The 16,178-nt window shown below is 50.0% G+C and carries 16 protein-coding genes; 6 read left to right on the forward strand and 10 right to left on the reverse strand.

Features of this window, described 5'->3' with window-relative positions; translation table 11 throughout:
- Positions 1 to 90 precede the first annotated feature (90 nt).
- Complete coding sequence (locus tag Z042_RS22075; RefSeq protein ID WP_024913815.1) at positions 91 to 2,703, forward strand: ATP-binding protein; 2,613 nt, start codon at positions 91 to 93, stop codon at positions 2,701 to 2,703.
- Between the two features lie 94 nt (positions 2,704 to 2,797).
- The gene (gene rdgC, locus Z042_RS22080) at positions 2,798 to 3,709 is read left to right on the forward strand and encodes a recombination-associated protein RdgC (RefSeq protein WP_024913814.1); all 912 of its coding nucleotides are present in this window, start codon (positions 2,798 to 2,800) and stop codon (positions 3,707 to 3,709) included.
- Positions 3,710 to 3,755: 46 nt separating this feature from the next.
- On the opposite strand, the gene ppnP is transcribed toward rdgC, so the two are convergent.
- From ppnP to Z042_RS22115, 7 genes are all read right to left on the reverse strand, one after another.
- Positions 3,756 to 4,046: a pyrimidine/purine nucleoside phosphorylase gene (gene ppnP, locus Z042_RS22085; RefSeq protein WP_024913813.1), complete on the reverse strand. Its 291-nt coding sequence runs from the start codon at positions 4,044 to 4,046 to the stop codon at positions 3,756 to 3,758.
- A 197-nt stretch (positions 4,047 to 4,243) separates the two neighbouring features.
- A complete protein-coding gene (locus tag Z042_RS22090; protein WP_024913812.1) occupies positions 4,244 to 4,921 on the reverse strand; it encodes an AroM family protein in 678 nt (225 codons plus the stop codon).
- A 3-nt stretch (positions 4,922 to 4,924) separates the two neighbouring features.
- Entirely contained in the window at positions 4,925 to 5,854 is a 930-nt protein-coding gene (locus Z042_RS22095) for a DUF1177 domain-containing protein (RefSeq protein WP_024913811.1), read from the reverse strand.
- A gap of 60 nt (positions 5,855 to 5,914) precedes the next feature.
- Complete coding sequence (locus tag Z042_RS22100; protein ID WP_024913810.1) at positions 5,915 to 7,483, reverse strand: OPT/YSL family transporter; 1,569 nt, start codon at positions 7,481 to 7,483, stop codon at positions 5,915 to 5,917.
- Between the two features lie 325 nt (positions 7,484 to 7,808).
- Complete coding sequence (locus tag Z042_RS22105) at positions 7,809 to 8,588, reverse strand: IclR family transcriptional regulator (protein ID WP_024913809.1); 780 nt, start codon at positions 8,586 to 8,588, stop codon at positions 7,809 to 7,811.
- A 403-nt stretch (positions 8,589 to 8,991) separates the two neighbouring features.
- On the reverse strand, positions 8,992 to 9,516 hold the full coding sequence (gene aroL / locus Z042_RS22110) for a shikimate kinase AroL (RefSeq protein WP_024913808.1): 525 nt from the start codon (positions 9,514 to 9,516) through the stop codon (positions 8,992 to 8,994).
- 495 nt (positions 9,517 to 10,011) lie between these two features.
- Positions 10,012 to 10,782, reverse strand: a complete 771-nt coding sequence (locus tag Z042_RS22115) for a class I SAM-dependent methyltransferase (protein ID WP_024913807.1) — start codon at positions 10,780 to 10,782, stop codon at positions 10,012 to 10,014.
- A 100-nt stretch (positions 10,783 to 10,882) separates the two neighbouring features.
- On the opposite strand from Z042_RS22115, the gene Z042_RS22120 reads away from it, so the two are divergent.
- Positions 10,883 to 11,665 carry a helix-turn-helix transcriptional regulator gene (locus Z042_RS22120; protein ID WP_024913806.1) on the forward strand — a complete coding sequence of 261 codons (783 nt, stop codon included), beginning with the start codon at positions 10,883 to 10,885 and terminating at the stop codon, positions 11,663 to 11,665.
- A 33-nt stretch (positions 11,666 to 11,698) separates the two neighbouring features.
- Here Z042_RS22120 and Z042_RS22125 read toward each other — a convergent pair whose 3' ends face one another.
- Both Z042_RS22125 and pagP read right to left on the reverse strand, forming a co-directional pair.
- Complete coding sequence (locus Z042_RS22125; protein ID WP_024913805.1) at positions 11,699 to 11,953, reverse strand: hypothetical protein; 255 nt, start codon at positions 11,951 to 11,953, stop codon at positions 11,699 to 11,701.
- A 349-nt stretch (positions 11,954 to 12,302) separates the two neighbouring features.
- Complete coding sequence (pagP, locus tag Z042_RS22130; protein ID WP_202901352.1) at positions 12,303 to 12,899, reverse strand: lipid IV(A) palmitoyltransferase PagP; 597 nt, start codon at positions 12,897 to 12,899, stop codon at positions 12,303 to 12,305.
- A 339-nt stretch (positions 12,900 to 13,238) separates the two neighbouring features.
- Between pagP and tehB the strand changes: the two genes are divergently transcribed.
- Positions 13,239 to 13,847: an SAM-dependent methyltransferase TehB gene (gene tehB, locus Z042_RS22135; protein WP_024913803.1), complete on the forward strand. Its 609-nt coding sequence runs from the start codon at positions 13,239 to 13,241 to the stop codon at positions 13,845 to 13,847.
- 126 nt (positions 13,848 to 13,973) lie between these two features.
- On the opposite strand, the gene Z042_RS26185 is transcribed toward tehB, so the two are convergent.
- Complete coding sequence (locus Z042_RS26185) at positions 13,974 to 14,150, reverse strand: DUF4762 family protein (protein ID WP_162149755.1); 177 nt, start codon at positions 14,148 to 14,150, stop codon at positions 13,974 to 13,976.
- Between the two features lie 508 nt (positions 14,151 to 14,658).
- On the opposite strand from Z042_RS26185, the gene Z042_RS22140 reads away from it, so the two are divergent.
- Complete coding sequence (locus Z042_RS22140; RefSeq protein WP_202901351.1) at positions 14,659 to 15,033, forward strand: VOC family protein; 375 nt, start codon at positions 14,659 to 14,661, stop codon at positions 15,031 to 15,033.
- Positions 15,034 to 15,314: 281 nt separating this feature from the next.
- Positions 15,315 to 16,157, forward strand: coding sequence for a class I SAM-dependent methyltransferase (locus Z042_RS22145; protein WP_024913801.1), 843 nt, complete (start codon positions 15,315 to 15,317; stop codon positions 16,155 to 16,157).
- Positions 16,158 to 16,178 lie beyond the last annotated feature (21 nt).

Consider the following 16,178-nt stretch of genomic DNA (forward strand, 5'->3'; position numbering starts at 1 on the left):
TAAACACAAAATGTCAGCGGCCATTCATGATTGTCATAATGTTAACGGTGCGGACTTCTATAATCTGCACAGATGGTTAAGGGAGATATCATGCGTAAACTGCCTTTTCTCGCCAGTGCCCGTGGGCGCTTGCTGATGTTCAATCTGCTGGTGGTGGCCGTTACTTTGATGGTCAGCAGCGTGGCGATCATCGGTTTTAATCATGCGGGTAAACTGCTGGAACACATGCAGGCACAGACGCTGAAAGAAATGAGTGGCAGTATGGCATTGAGCCGCGATACTTCGAACGTGGCTACTGCTGCTATCAGGCTTTCGCAAGTGGTTGGAGCATTGGAATATCAGAGTGAGTCAGCCCGTTTGCAGCAGACCCAACTGGCACTGCAAACTTCCCTGACCCGCCTGGCCGCGGCACCCTTGGCCCGCAGCGAACCGGCGCTGGTCAGCCGCATTATTGCGCGCAGCAACGCGCTGGAAACCAGCGTTACCCACATGCTGGAACTCGGCCACGCCCGCCACCTGCAACGCAATACCCTGCTGAGCAGCCTGTATCAGGCACAGAGCACGCTGCGCCATATCGCCAGCCTCAACCAGCGCAATCTCCTGAACCAACCGCCGCAACCATTGCTCAGCCAGCTTGATCGTTTGCTGGCGGTTGCCATCCAAACGCCCACGCCCAAGGCCGCGACCCAACAGCTCAACCAAGTGATGGCCTATTGGCCCATCTACAGCCCAGATGCCCTGGTCAATGAAAAAATACGCCAGTTCAGCAGCACCGAACGCTCTTTGCTGCCACAAACGCTGGAGCTGGAACAGAGCGATCTGGCGCTGGCTTATTACACCTACCATATCAAGGCACTGGTGGCGATGCTCAACGATGACATCAATCTCTACGTGCAGAAGGTGGCGGAGGAGTCGGAACTACGCACCCACCAGACCCACAGTGAACTCAATTCCATTATCATGTTCATCGGTCTGTTTACTCTGTTGACACTGGTAATTACCGGTTTCGCTGGCTGGTATATCTACCGTAATCTGGGCTCCAATCTGACGGCAATTGCCAGCGCCATGACGCGGCTGGCGCGCGGGGAACGCAGCGTCAACGTACCCGCGCTGCAGCGGCGCGACGAACTGGGTGAACTGGCGCGTGCGTTTAACGTTTTTGCCCGCAATACCGCCTCGCTGGAACAAACCTCACGCTTGCTGAAAGAGAAAAGCACCCAGTTGGAAACCACCTTTCTGGCAATGCGCGACGGCTTTGCGCTGTTCGACAATAACGGCCATCTGGTGGTGTGGAACCCCCAATACCCGCTACTGTTGGGGCTGAGTGAACAGCAATTGCATCGCGGCCAGCATTACCGTGAATTGCTGCAATACGTCACGCCACCGCCAGGCCAACGCTGGGAGGAGGTGCTGGCCAATATCTCCAGTGAGTTACCGCATCCACAAGAGTTACAACTGACTGGTGGCCGCACCGTCGAACTGCGCTTCAGCCCGGTGCCCAACCGCGGCGTGGTAAACGTGGTGTTGGAACGCACCGAACGCAAAGCATTGGAAGAAGCCCTGCTGCACAGCCAGAAAATGAAGGCGGTTGGCCAACTGACCGGCGGCTTGGCGCATGATTTCAACAATCTGCTGGCGGTGATTATCGGTAGCCTGGAACTGACCACCCATCACACACAGGACGCCCAGACCGAACAACGGATTGCTCGCGCCTTAAAAGCCGCAGAACGCGGCGCGCAGCTCACCCAGCGCCTACTGGCCTTCTCCCGTAAACAGGCACTGCATCCGCAGGCCGTGGTACTAAAAGATCTGGCGGAAAATTTGCGGGAACTGCTGCGCCATTCCCTGCCAGCCACCCTTTCTCTGACGATTGAAGCCCAGCCGTCAAGCTGGCTGGCGTGGATCGATGCCAGCCAGTTGGAGAATGCGCTGCTTAATCTGGTGGTGAATGCCCGTGATGCCATGGCAGGCCGCAGCGGTGTGGTGCAGATCCGTATTTATAATCAGCGCGTGGTGCGTACCGGCGGCAAAAAGCAGGATATGGTGGCGCTGGAAGTGATCGATACCGGCTGTGGCATGTCGGAAGAGGTTAAAGCGCAGGTATTCGAACCCTTCTTCACTACCAAATCCGTCGGCAATGGCAGCGGGCTGGGCCTTTCCATGGTGTATGGTTTTGTGCGTCAGTCCGGTGGCCGGGTGCAGATTGAAACCACCCCCGGCGCTGGAACGCTGGTGCGGCTGCAACTGCCGCGCGCATCGGCGCTCACTCACGCTGTACCGCACATTGTGCTCCCCGAAGAAAACGACAGCGCCGATCATCTAATCCTGGTGCTGGAAGATGAAAATGATGTACGCCATACCCTGTGCGAACATTTGCACCAGCTCGGTTACCTGACGCTCGACAGCGCCGACAGCCAGGAAGCTCTGGCCCTGCTGCGCCAAACGGCCGACATTACTTTTTTGATCAGTGACTTAATGCTGCCGGGTGAACTGAACGGTGTACAGGTGATCAGGCAGGCCCGTGAGATCAATCCACAGCTCACCACGCTGTTGATCAGCGGCCAGGATATCCGCCGTCATGATGAAGGTGAACAGCCCGACATTGAGTTACTGCGCAAACCCTTCAGCCAGCGGCAGCTGGCAGCAGCGCTGCAACGGGCACGCCGCAGAAACGCAGGCACAGACGCCAATCAGCGGGAATAAGGCGATTTTTCATCATCAATTCGTTATCATGCCGCCCTGCTTTTGATGAATCTGCGTGCGATATCTACAAGCACGCCCAGCCAGGGACAACACTATGCTGTGGTTTAAGAATTTAATGGTTTACCGTTTGAGCCGTGAGGTTGCGCTAAACGCGGATGAAATGGAAAAACAGCTCAGCGCCTTTGCGTTCACGCCGTGCGGCAGCCAGGATATGGCGAAAACCGGCTGGGTATCACCGATGGGTTCTCACAGCGATGCTTTGACGCACGCCGTTAATGGCCAAATCATCATCTGCGCCCGTAAAGAAGAAAAAATCCTGCCTTCGCCGGTGCTCAAGCAGGAACTACAGGCAAAGATTGAGAAACTGGAAGGTGAACAGCACCGCAAGCTGAAAAAAACCGAGAAAGACTCCCTGAAAGATGAAGTGCTGCACAGCCTGTTGCCCCGTGCTTTCAGCCGCTTTAACCAGACCTGTATGTGGATCGATACGGTCAATAGCCTGATCATCGTCGATGCCGCCAGCGCCAAACGCGCCGAAGATACCTTGGCCTTGCTGCGCAAAAGCCTGGGCTCGCTGCCGGTTGTCCCACTGACCATGGAAAGCCCGATCGAACTGACCTTGACCGAATGGGTCCGTTCTGGTGAATTACCTGCCGGTTTTATCATTCAAGATGAAGCAGAACTGAAAGCCATTCTGGAAGAAGGCGGGGTGATCCGTTGTAAGAAACAGAATCTGATCAGCGACGAGATCGCCGTCCACATTGAAGCCGGTAAACTGGTGACCAAACTGGCAGTGGACTGGCAGGAACGTATTCAGTTGATCCTGGCAGACGACGGTTCTCTCAAACGCCTGAAATTCGCTGATACACTGCGTGAGCAGAACGACGACATTGATCGTGATGATTTCGCCCAGCGTTTTGACGCCGATTTCATTCTGATGACCAGCGAGCTAGCAGCGATGATCAGCAATACCATTGAAGCGCTGGGTGGCGAAGCGCAGCGGTAAACCGAAGCAAAGCCGCCGGGATAGCAGGTGCCACCCCGGCGGTAAATTATTTACTCAGATAACGGCAAAGGTAGGCAGTGGCATCCGCAACCTGCAGGTTGAACTCGCTCTGCCCTGGCACGAAGAACTTTTCACCCGGCGTAAACACCTGCCAATCCGGCGCACCCGGCAACAACACTTTCAATGCCCCGGTGATCACCGTCATTTCCTCCGGCTGTGCGGTGCTAAAAGTATATTGTCCCTCTTCCATCACCCCTATGCTGGTACGACCGATGCTGCTACTGTCGAAACCAATAGACTTCACTTTTCCGGCAAAATATTCGTTTACTTTCAACATAAACTGGCACCCGCGTAATCATCTGTGTGGATGCCCATAGTGGGGGATTGTCATTGCTCTGTCACTGATTTTTCATACAAAATGCGATCATGGCGTACAGGAAGCCCCCAGACCGCGCCAGCTGGCTTGCCACAATAAAAAACGGGGCCAGAAAATAGCCCCAATCGATTAATAATTTTCAAGGAAAACAGACAGAATTAAATAATGAGTTCAGCCGCCAGCTTGGCCACCAGTACGTTGGAGAGCAACACCGGGATCTCCAACTGTGCCTGCAAAAAATCACGATGCTGCTGGTGATAACCAATACAATCCAGTACGACAACCTCGGCGCCTTGCTGCTGCAAAACACGTGCCGCCCGCATCAGCGTGGCGTCGTCCGCCAGATAGGGGCTGGCGACGGCAAAACACGGCGGCGTTGCCAGCAGTTGCCATTTGCTGACCTGTGCTGCGATTTGTTCTTCGATTGGCACCACAATGCCCACCCGATGATCGCTGACAATCGCTGAAATCAACGGTGGAATAATGCGATTCGGCTCCAACAACAAAGCACGTTCGGCATGCAGTTGGCTGAATTCACCGGTGCACAGCAGCAGAATAACCTCACATCCCGCAGCCTCCAGTTCATTGATTTTTTGCTGCAACCCCTGCTCAACCTGCTCAGCAGCCAGGCTGACCTGGGTTCCATCCTGCAGGCGCGACACCAGCACTTTTTGTACGTTCTGTGGGCCGTAGCGTTCTACGATCTGGGCCGCAGTCAACCCATCCAATAACCCGACATGCATCATCTTTTCCGCTGGCAAATAGGTATTCAGCAACGGCATGATGTCACTGCGCGGAGCCTGACCAATAGTTAACGTAGCAAGTGACGCAGGCATGGTTTATTTCCTCCGTTGCAGATGGCTCAAGCTGCCATACAACGCCAGCAAATGCGCATATTCAGCGGTATCGTAGAAACGGCAGGTGCCGCGCCCAAATTCTTTTGCCACTTCTACGGCGAATTTCACCGCTAATGCAATGTCCACTTCATGGCTAGCCCCGGTACCACAACCCGGCACCACGGACTCCGTGCAGATCGCCACACCCACCACTGGCGCCGTTGTCGCGGTTGACGGTTGTAAAATACTGTTGAGGTGGTGCACACCATTACCGTAAGGCGTAATGTCCTGCGTGGTGATTGGAAAAGTCACCGCCGGGCGGCCACTGGTCATTTCCATAATGCGCAGCAAATCTTCCGCCACCCGCAGGATATAGCCTTCTTTCACCGTCGGTGACAGTGCATAACCTTTGTGATTGAGTATGCGGTTGCCTTTGGTGGTATCGATCGACAGAATGGCGTCAACTTCCGGCACCACCTCATGCGCGTTCATCGTGGCATCATCAATCGGTGAATCCATAAAATCCACTGGCTCATGGGGCAGCGTCGGGGCATTCGGGCAAATATGCGTGGTGACTATCACATCCCCCGCCAGCACATCACCTTTGCGTTGCATTTCTGCCAGTTTCAACGCGCAGGCAACCGCCGCAATAGCGCCATCACCGTCAGACACCAATCCGATACGCGTCGGGCGAGCACCAACTCCCCCTAATCGACCAACAATTCCCAATGTCGGGGCACTGCCGCCCACGCTTTTACCCGCGCTACCGGCAATATCGATACGCACAAAATCCGTTGACCCCTTGGCACCACTGGCACGCTGGGTGCTGGCTGTTATCTTTGGATATTGAGCAAATAAATCAACAATATCCTGGCCGCTCACATACGCATTATCGATTAGTTCAAAAACCTGTAGCGTTTGTTGCAAACTCATATTTTCTACCTCGCAAATGTCCTTTGGTGTATCAATGCACTTAACAATGGCAGTTCAGCGTTATTTCCCTTTGCTGGAAAAGATGGAATTAAAGAAGTTGAACAACGCGTCACCCGCAATAAACCCAGCCGCCATGATCTCCATCGGAGTACGGCCTTGATCGCCCCAACGTTTGATGATCAGAATGCGTAGCGTGATACCCACCACCACCGCCCAGCCTGCCAACGGGTTGTTGATCAGCAACCCCGTTGCCAGCAATACGCCGAGCTGGCGCTTTGGCCCACCGATAAACTGCACAATAGCCCCAGGAATAGCCCAGATCAGCAGGCTGAAAGCGATGCCCGGCTGGGCACCCGCTTCAATGGTTTTGGCATAAACACGCGCAACCGGCGGGATCAGATCCTGTAGGAAATAGCTGGTATAGGAGAAATAAACCACCGGAATGGCAATCACAAACGCGATCATGGCAGCGATCAATTGGATACGCCGCCCCAACAGCTCTTGCTGCAAATCTTTACCATAACCACGCAGGATGAAACCGGCTTTCAGGTCAAAGCCCATGTCCGCAAACGCCGGGCCGGTAGCGGCAGTAAAGCCGGTCAGAATACACAACGCCAACGGTGGGAAACCGAGCAGAATACCCACAATCAGGGTGATCAGCGCCACTGCAAAGGCCGGGAACCAGCCAGAATGCATCGCCGCAATCCCTACGATCAGTTCATGCACAAAGGCAGCAAAGGCGGCATAAATCACAAACAGCAGTAACATGGTCAGCGACATCTCGCTGTACAACCCACCCATCAACGCCAGCAACACGGCAATGGCCACATAGCCCACCGCGCCCAGCCCCAGCGCCTTACGCACCTCGCTGTCAGGCTGTGTATGAGTAACGACGGTATCGGTATTTTTGTTACGGATCACCAGTACCACCTGAATCAACGCCACTAACCCTGCCCCCACCATCACACCGTGCGGAATATACTGCGCGTTGAGATCAACTCCGGTCAGTGGCTGGCCATAAGCCCGCAACAGCAGGCCGATGCCAAACATACTCAATGCCCAGATGTTACCGATAAAGGCAGTACCAAAAGCAGCCATCGGGATTTTTAGCATCGAACCGGCAACGCCTACCACCACGCCCACCACCAGTAACCATGCCTGTTTGCCACCCCGATCGCCGGCCTTGATGGCTTCTGCCGCAGCTACCCCAGGTGGCCACGCATTGGCTGCCGGAAACACCTTAGTGTCAAACAAACGATACAGCAGGTAGGCATCCAGCAGCATCGCGGCTGACGCACCGATGAACATCGGCATAATCAGCTGCGGCTGCCCCATCACATAAGGAACGGCAATCGGCATCAGCAGGCAGTTGGCAGCACCAAAGGTCGCCGACGAAATCACCGTCTGCGCCAGGTTTTGCGTATGTATCGAGCGGTAACGCTGAAACATCTGTAGAGGAATACGCGCAAGCAACATGGCAAACAGTGCGCCAATTATCGAAGTATTGGGCGTGACACCCAGCGTCGTGATCAGCTGCACGCCGATAATTGCCCCGATAATGGACAGCAGTACCAGCATCAGCAGTGTGCCGATATCTTTTAACGGATGAGTGGTTGTCTCTGGTTTCATGAACAATATTCCCTGAATAACCCTGTCGTTTGACTAAAATAATATTCCAGGCATAAAAAACACCACCACAGTTCCATTATCTGGAACTGACAATGAAATGAATTACTTATTGCCTCCTTATTTGTCTGATTAATCACAACCAGTAATCCACACTGCGATTAAACCACTAACGAATTTCCCTGATATCAGCGCATAAACGCACTCAACCATGACACTGCTTTCTTTTTTTATTCCTATTACAAACGGCAACATCGTTGACTATGCAAAGTCACTCATTCTATCCCTGAGTCTGACTCCGGCGGCGCTTTTGGCACCTTGGGATCAATCAAACCTCTTTGCTCTGCTGCCAGTATTCGTCACCAAGCTTCTCCGCCAATTGCCGGGAAACCCGCAGTAATGCTTCAAGAACCTGCGGTGAATAAGGCTGAGCTTCAGATTGTGAAGGGAAAGATAAACATAACCCCACCGTCTCACCGCGGTGTTTATTGGTTACGCTCGTTGCCAGCGAACTGATCCCAGGCAGCGTTTCATTACATGCCAATGACCAGCCTTGTTGCCTGACTTGTGCCAATTTTTGCAGCAAAGCCTCCAGCGTTTGCGGTGAATTAGGAAAGGTGGCCCGATAGCCCGCCGCAAAACGCTCACACACCTGTTCATCACTTTCTCGCGCCAATATCGCACGGCCTACGGACGTTTCCGCTGCGGGTGAACAAACACCTACTGGCGTCACCACCTGTAAAAAATGGCTCCCAGGAAAGGTACGCATCACCCGATTTTCACGCCCTTCCAACATTGAGATATATCCGGCACAAAAAGTCAGTTGGTTAAGCTGTGCCATCGCTGCCGCCGCACTCTCCACCAGCGGCGTTGACAGATAATGGCTGGTCACTGAAAGCAGCAACTCCCCGATTTTATACAAACGGCTTTCAGGGTCTCGCTCCAGCATTCCCTGACTTTCCATCGTTTGTAATAAACGCGAAACCGTGCTTTTCGGTAGGCCAAGCTGTGCCACCACGTCACTAAAGGAAATACCCGATGCGCCATAGGTGATACGGCGTTGGGAAAATAGCTTTAGCACTGCAGTGGCATTTTCTAATGTGGTCATTGCCTATTTTGTTCCACTATATGGAACTAAGTTCCTGATCGATATTTAAAAATTAGAGCTCGTATTACTTACCGTCAAGTTATTTATTTTCTTTAGTGGTGGATAATCACAGTAAATAATACTTCGCAAAAGCGAATGCAACACAGATCGCAAAGCAATTAGGGTAAAGGTCTTGCAGATATCCGTTTGAAGAAATAAATATCAGCACAAGATGCTAATAAACATAATTTCATCAAAGAACATTCAGAATGCTATCTATGCCATAAATTAACTATTCTGAACGGTGAAATATTGTATTGAATGATTAAAAGCTAACCGAAATGAGTGAGTAAACAGATTCTGACATAATGTAGAAGATGACGAGAGAAAACGGGCACAAGAGAGTCGTGTGCCCTGGAGAAGTTTATTTTACCGTTTCACGCTGTAGTACCGTGAGGATTTGCTCAACCACCTGCAAGAGAGGGAGGGTGCCATCCATGACATGATGCGCGGCATCCTGATACAGGACTTCACGCGCTGCCAATACTTCCAGCATTTCTTCCGCAATAGGGCGACCAGTCAGCGTTGGGCGTTGGGCGTTTTCTGGATACTCTTCCAACCGGCGCGCCAGCACTGCGGCTGGAGCACGCAGGTAAATCACGGTACCCTGCTGCCGCATGAACCGGCGGTTTTCCTCCGCCAGAATCATCCCGCCACCGGTGGCAACCAGGGTTGACGGCTGAGTCACTTCCTGTAAAGCCATACTCTCACGGCGACGGAACCCCAACCAGCCTTCTTGTGCAACCATTTCCGCCACGCTCATTTGTGCAGCTTGCTGCATAAACAGATCGGTATCAATAAACTGATAACCCAACGCTTGCGCCAACGCGCTACCTACCGTGGTTTTACCGGCTCCGCGTGCGCCTACCATAAAAATGGTTTGTGTCATTATGGGTTATCCCTTAGACGGTGATGTGAATATCTTGGTTTGCCCACAACCCCTGGTGGGCAGAACGCACAATCGCGCTGCTGCATCATACCGTTCTCATTGTGTATTTCAATCTTTACGACAGTGTCAATTCTATCGCGCAGCGTCGCTGGCAACCGATCGTTTGCCATTTCCTGTGCCAGAATAGCCTGTAATACTTGATGCTTAAGCTGCACTCAGGCATCTGTACTCCACAGCTCACCTGCTCTTAATGCCCCTATATATACTTATGGTTAATCCTCGTTAAATAAAAAGTCTGATTGGATAAATATCAGTAAAAAAATAGCAAACCGAGAAATTACCGAATAAAAAATCAGACAAACACCTATATAAATATAAAAATAACAGTGAAAAACATTTTTAAAATGTAATGTATTAACTTGGAAAAAATAAAAGAGTAGCTATATATTAGCCTGCTCCCAGGGTAGCCCTTTGTAGCGGTTACCCTGGAGCTAGTTATCCTTTGGTAACTTCAAACATCATAATATCAATGGTGAATGAACCATCATCCTGAATAGCAAAATGCTGACGTACCTCTTCCGCAGCTCCTTGCTGCAAAGCACGAATGGCGGTGACAAAATGTTCCGGTGTACGCATACGCGCCACCCAACTGGTGAATTCCAGATCCACCCGATCCGAAGTGACTTCCCGTACCAGCAACCCTGCTTCAGCAAACATGCCCAACCATTCACCCGGCGCATAATCTCTTACGTGTGACGTATCCCGTAATATCTCTACCGTTTGCAGGTAAACATCCAACAAAGGGTGCCCCGGTGAAACAACATCCATAAAGATGGCGCGGCCAGCGGGTTTCAGCACCCGTTTGACCTCACGCAGTGCTTGACCAACATCGTGCCAGTGGTGCACAGAATAACGGCTGATCACGATGTCAAAACTGGCATCATCAAATGGCAACGATTCTGCCACGCCTTGCTGCACCTGAATGTTCCCTATTCCTTTCTCTCCAGCGGCTTTGCTGACCACCGCCAACATCTGCGCTGACAGATCGTATGCCACCACCTGAGCCACTTTGGCGGCAGCGATAAAACTGGCATGCCCTGCCCCACAGCCCAGATCGAGCAGCCGGGCGGCGTCCTTCCCTTCCAGCAAGCGTGCTAACCGCTGCAAATCGTTGCCCTGCGCGTGTACCGCACTGGTTAAATAGGCGTGGGCCTGTTCGCCAAACTGACGTTCGACCGCATTTTTATGACTGTCGCTGATGCTCATCTCTACTCCCGCTATGGTATGGCTTGTAGAGTGACTATAATTAAGCTGATATACGGGTACAATATGAGTGATTATCCTAGTATCAATAGGTACTACCTTTATGGAAGCAGAAACATTATCCGGCCCAAAAGCCCTCGGGGCTTTTCTGCGTGCGCACCGGGAACGGGTAACGCCAGAAATGCTCGGCCTGCCTACGGCATCACGCCGCCGCACCAGCGGTTTACGCCGCGAAGAGTTGGCGCAGATCAGCGGCATCAGCGCTACCTGGTATACCTGGATCGAACAAGGGCGGGAGGTCTCCATCTCACCTTACACGTTAGCGCGCATTGCTAAAGCGCTGCGGCTCGGCCATGCTGAACGTCATTACCTGTTTACCCTGGCGCGCATCACCGATCCAGAAGAGGAACAGTTACAGGACCCTATCAATACCGCCGTGCTGCACAGCGTGCATCAAATGACAGTACCCAGTTATCTGCTTGATCTGACATGGAATATGTTGGCATGGAATCCACAGGCGGAAGATTTGTTCAGCGGCTGGCTAGGGCAGGCAAAAACCCCGAACCTGTTACATTTTATGTTTTTCCATCCCCAGGCAAAAAGATTGGTCAACGATTGGGAAGATCGTGCCCGGCGAGTGGTAGCAGAGTTTCGCGCTGAAACCAGCCATCATCAAAATACCGAAGAGATACGCGCCTTTGTACGCAATATGACGCACAACAGCGAACCCTTTCATTATTGGTGGAAACAGCAGGATGTCATGGCCCGCGAAGGAGGGGAACGCGTTTTCACCCATCCGCAACAGGGCGTACTGCGCTATCAGCAGGTCACTTTTTATCCTGCCGAGCAGCATGGGCTGAAACTGGTGATATTAATTCCTTTGTGAGCACGGATTCACAGCAGGGCGTAATAACAAAGCTCAGTGTGTGTCGTTATTGCTGATTTTTGCCAGAGCCAGACGGTAAGCCTTCACCTTTTTACGCTTCTTCAGCCAGGTGGCGGTAGAAACAGCAAAAATCGCTCCAGACATCGTCAATACACCCGCGGGATGATCGTAAAATGCCATCAGGATAAAATAAATAGCTGAAACAATGGCCACCCATTTCGCCGAATTCCCCACCGCATTCTTCTCATGGGTTAAACGGCGGATAGACTCTTCTTCGCTGATTCCCATACGCTCTCCTTCTTGGCTGAATGCTCCATTATATGTGGCAGGAGTGCTGATATTTCAATCGATTATACAGTAAAGAAGCGTAAATATCAGTGGGCGTATCCTCTTGGAAGGCCCATATCTGGTGAGCAATGGCTATTTTTTGCAGGATAATATGGCAGAACGGTTCCAGCTATCGGGCCCTTAATGTACAAATGGCTTATTGGCTCGCAGCGTTTTGCTTGATGTTCAACTTGCCATTTATCTCTGAACAGTAAACATCTAGCGGATTTACCTCCCTAGCTACCCGCCACTCTTCAAGTGATTAGTACGTTGGTTTTCATCTTTAGCTATTCAGATTGCAGGACATCCATCAAAACTGCCAGCGCAGCCAAGCGAAGAATACGTTGCCATTATTATATGTACCGGGAATGTAGGTTGCCTGGAACGTGAGCCGTTGGTAACCGATCGATGCCATTGGCAGCGGAGCCGGGATCGGAATATATTTCCAGTTGTCGCGGGCGGTCACACTGGCAGTGAAACCCAGGCCAAGACGAAAATCCTCGCCATCAATCGGGCGCCAAATATTCTCATAGGCATAACCGCCAATCGGTTCCCACTTGTTGAACGAATCTTTAAACATCATAAAGTAAATAGTGTGCCAGTTACCCTCTTCGTCAAAGCGTGAAATACCGTACCCGGCTCCCCATGGGCGCTCATTGTAGCTATCAATCTTTTCCTGATCGTACGTCCAGCGGTTATGCCAGGTAATGGCGGGCAGGTAGAATTCTTTATTCGGTGAATGATTCCAGGTTTCGGCAACGTTGCTCTTGAAACGCCCCCACCAGCCCTGCGGCTCTCCGGCCTCTGTCAGATTGCTATTTTCTCTACCACCTTCAGCATAAGAAGGCAGTGCAGAAAATATCAACGCCAACAAACATGCCAAAAGAGTCCTTCTTAAAAACATCATAAAGCTCCTGTAACAACAAGCCGGGAATTTTACCGATCATCATGCGCAGATCAAGCCGTATCTTATCTGCCGCGTTGTTCATTTAGATTTCGTTGTACCTGGAGGAAATAACATGAATAGTTGTTCCAAAAAGCGATCCGTCAATTTATTCATTTACCATTCGCTTGTCTCTCAGAAAATTCTTTTTTCCTGCCGCCAATACATCAACAAGTTATGATAAGTTATTAATTTATTACTTAATGTTAAATTCGTTAAGAAGGCGATTAATCTAATAGAAGTCTGGTCAATGCACACATAAAAATGTATTTTATATGCAATATATTATTCAGGATGACGACCATGAATCACCAGGCAACACACCACACTCTGCCAGAAGACTACTACAGCAAAAAATACTCCCTAACCCCTACCCATTCTGAAGTCATTGCCGCAACAAAACTGATAGCTCCTGGCAAGGCGTTGGATCTGGGGTGCGGTAGCGGGCGTAATGCGCTTTATCTCAACCTGAAAGGGTTTACCGTCACAGCGTGGGACAAAAACCCACTGTCTGTCGCCAGATTGAATCACATTATCAGCAGCGAACAACTTACCCATCTCACCGCCAGCGAACGGGATCTCAATACCCAAGGTTTCAGCGGGCAGTATGATTTTATTTTATCGACCGTGGTATTCATGTTTCTGAACCGCACACAAATCCCCACTCTTGTGCGCAATATGCAAGACTGCACCGTGGAAGGCGGCTACAACCTGATTGTTGCTGCCATGGATACCGCGGATTACCCATGCTCAATGCCTTTTTCGTTTACTTTCCAACCCGATGAGTTGAGAAATTATTATCGAGATTGGGAAATCATAAAGTACAACGAAAACCCCGGCGAACTGCATAAAACGGATGATGCAGGCAATCGTATCAAGCTGCGTTTCGCTACCTTACTGGCGCGTAAATAGCGCAATTTCGGCGCGGTGAAACTTGGTAAGCAGGCTGATAGAGCAGGAAAAATACTGAAGGAAAACACCGAGTGCCTTATAAAGGTGCAGTACAGCATACTGCACCTTTATGAATCTTATTTGCGATTAATTACAGCTAGATAAGTCAGCAGGCATACGCGTTACTGTTTCACCGTATTTACCAGTACAAGTATTCACTTTACGACAAACTGTTGCACCATCTACAGTTTCCTTTTCAAACGTAACCTTGCAAGAGGTACCACCGATAACTTTTGATACTTCTGATACAGTCAGCTTTTTCACGGTAAATATCCTTATAGTAGAATAAAATAATGTGTCTTGAATTTATTAAAAAACAATCCGTTATTGGCTAATATAATATCATAATAACGATAAACCAAGACGCTTTGAGTATAATAAGAAAAAAAATACCTAGTCAATGCAAGCACTGCCATTAATACACATTCAGGATATTTCTTTAAAAAATTAAATATACTTCTTAATAAAACCAGTAGCACAACACTTAGGTATATTTCAAAGGAAAAACAATCAAAAATAAAATTTAGGATTTTTAATTTAAATCAATAAGAAATAACCCGAAAAAATGGTGAGTCATTTTCAGAATTATGGATAAATAATGGAAAATGCTTACTCATACAGATTACTGAATAAAACATTGCAATTACGTATTTCAGAATGCCTATGAACAATACGGTTTGTGTTGATTATATGAACCAGATCACTGTATAAACATACACTACTGGTAACATTCACCACCGGGAAGTGACTCAATCAAAACCTACAGGAGAGTATGATGAAAATGAATATTGTTGGTTGGTTTGAAATTTATGTTGCCGATATGGCACGGGCAAAAAAATTCTATGAGTCTGTTTTCAATACGCAACTTGAAAAATTAGACGATGACGAATTAGAGTATTGGATGTTTCCTTATCAGCAGGGAAGCGAAGGCGCGAGCGGTGCGCTGGTCAAAATGGATGGTGTTCCACCAGGGCCAGGCGGCACCATGGTGTATTTGATGTGCGAAGATTGCGCCGTAGAAGAAGCGCGGGTTGTCCCTAACGGCGGCGAGGTTTTGAGAGCGAAATTTTCCATTGGTGAGCATGGCTATGTTTCAATTGCAAAAGACATCGAGGGGAACGTTATCGGTCTACATTCAATGAAATAATCTCGTTATATCCGTTCTCTTTCAGGTTGCAGCGTTGCTGGCTGCAACCTGGAATCCATAAACTATTGCGCTTTTTCGTTTAGCCTGAATTTTATATCTTCTTATCAAACCAAAAGCGTAAATCGTATTGGAAAAATTCACTGTATTGATTTATATCAATTTATCAATTTCTTTAAATGATATTTTTTGTCAGCTTTACCGCACCTCACTATCCTGCACTGATTTTCTTTGGCACCTTGATGACGCTGGTGCTTAGATATTAAAAGGCAAGGCAATAAAAAATGAAACTTGCAGATATTATTCATAAGCCACGACCACTTCATTCTTGGAAAGATGCCGAGAAAATCCCTTGGAATGACCCTGCATTCAGTGAACGCATGTTGCAAAACCACCTTGCCCAGGAGCATGACTGGGCCAGCCGCCGTTTATCACTCATTGATAGGCAGGTTGCCTGGCTACAACGCCAGTTATCCGCACAAGCCAAGATCCTCGATCTAGGGTGTGTCCCCGGGCTTTATCTGCAACGTCTCGCTCGAGCTGGCTTCCAGTGCACTGGGGTTGATTTTTCGCCAGCATCTATCAACTATGCCCGCCAGCAAGCGGCGAATGAAGGGCTTGATATCCACTATCACTGCCAGGATATCCGTCAATTCAAGCATAAAGAACGGTATAACTGTGTCATGATGACCTTTGGTGAGTTCAATGTGTTCAGCAAAACCGATGGGTTAGCGCTGCTCGATCAGATGGCAAATGCGTTACTGCCCAGCGGGCTGCTCGTTTTAGAGCTCCATACTCCAGAAGAAGTGAAACGCCAGGGAGAAACCGCAAGCCGTTGGGAATCTCACCAGCAAGGTTTGTTCTCCCCAACCCCTCATCTGGTGCTGACAGAGAATTCCTGGGACGAGCAACGGCATACCGCTTCAGCCGCTTGGTGGATTATCGAAGCAACCGGAGAGGTTTCTCTCTTCGCCAGCCATATGCAAGCCTGGAGTGATGAAGAATGTCGGCAATGTTTGCAGACTTTAGGGGTTGATCACATCACCCAACTTGCGGCTAGTGATTGGCCAGCAGGAGATATTTTTGCTGAGAAACTCTATGTATTGCAGGGCGTTAAGAAAGCGTAACGCTTTAAAATTGGCGGGTTC

The organism is Chania multitudinisentens RB-25 (assembly GCF_000520015.2).
In the GTDB taxonomy this organism is placed as follows: domain Bacteria; phylum Pseudomonadota; class Gammaproteobacteria; order Enterobacterales; family Enterobacteriaceae; genus Chania; species Chania multitudinisentens.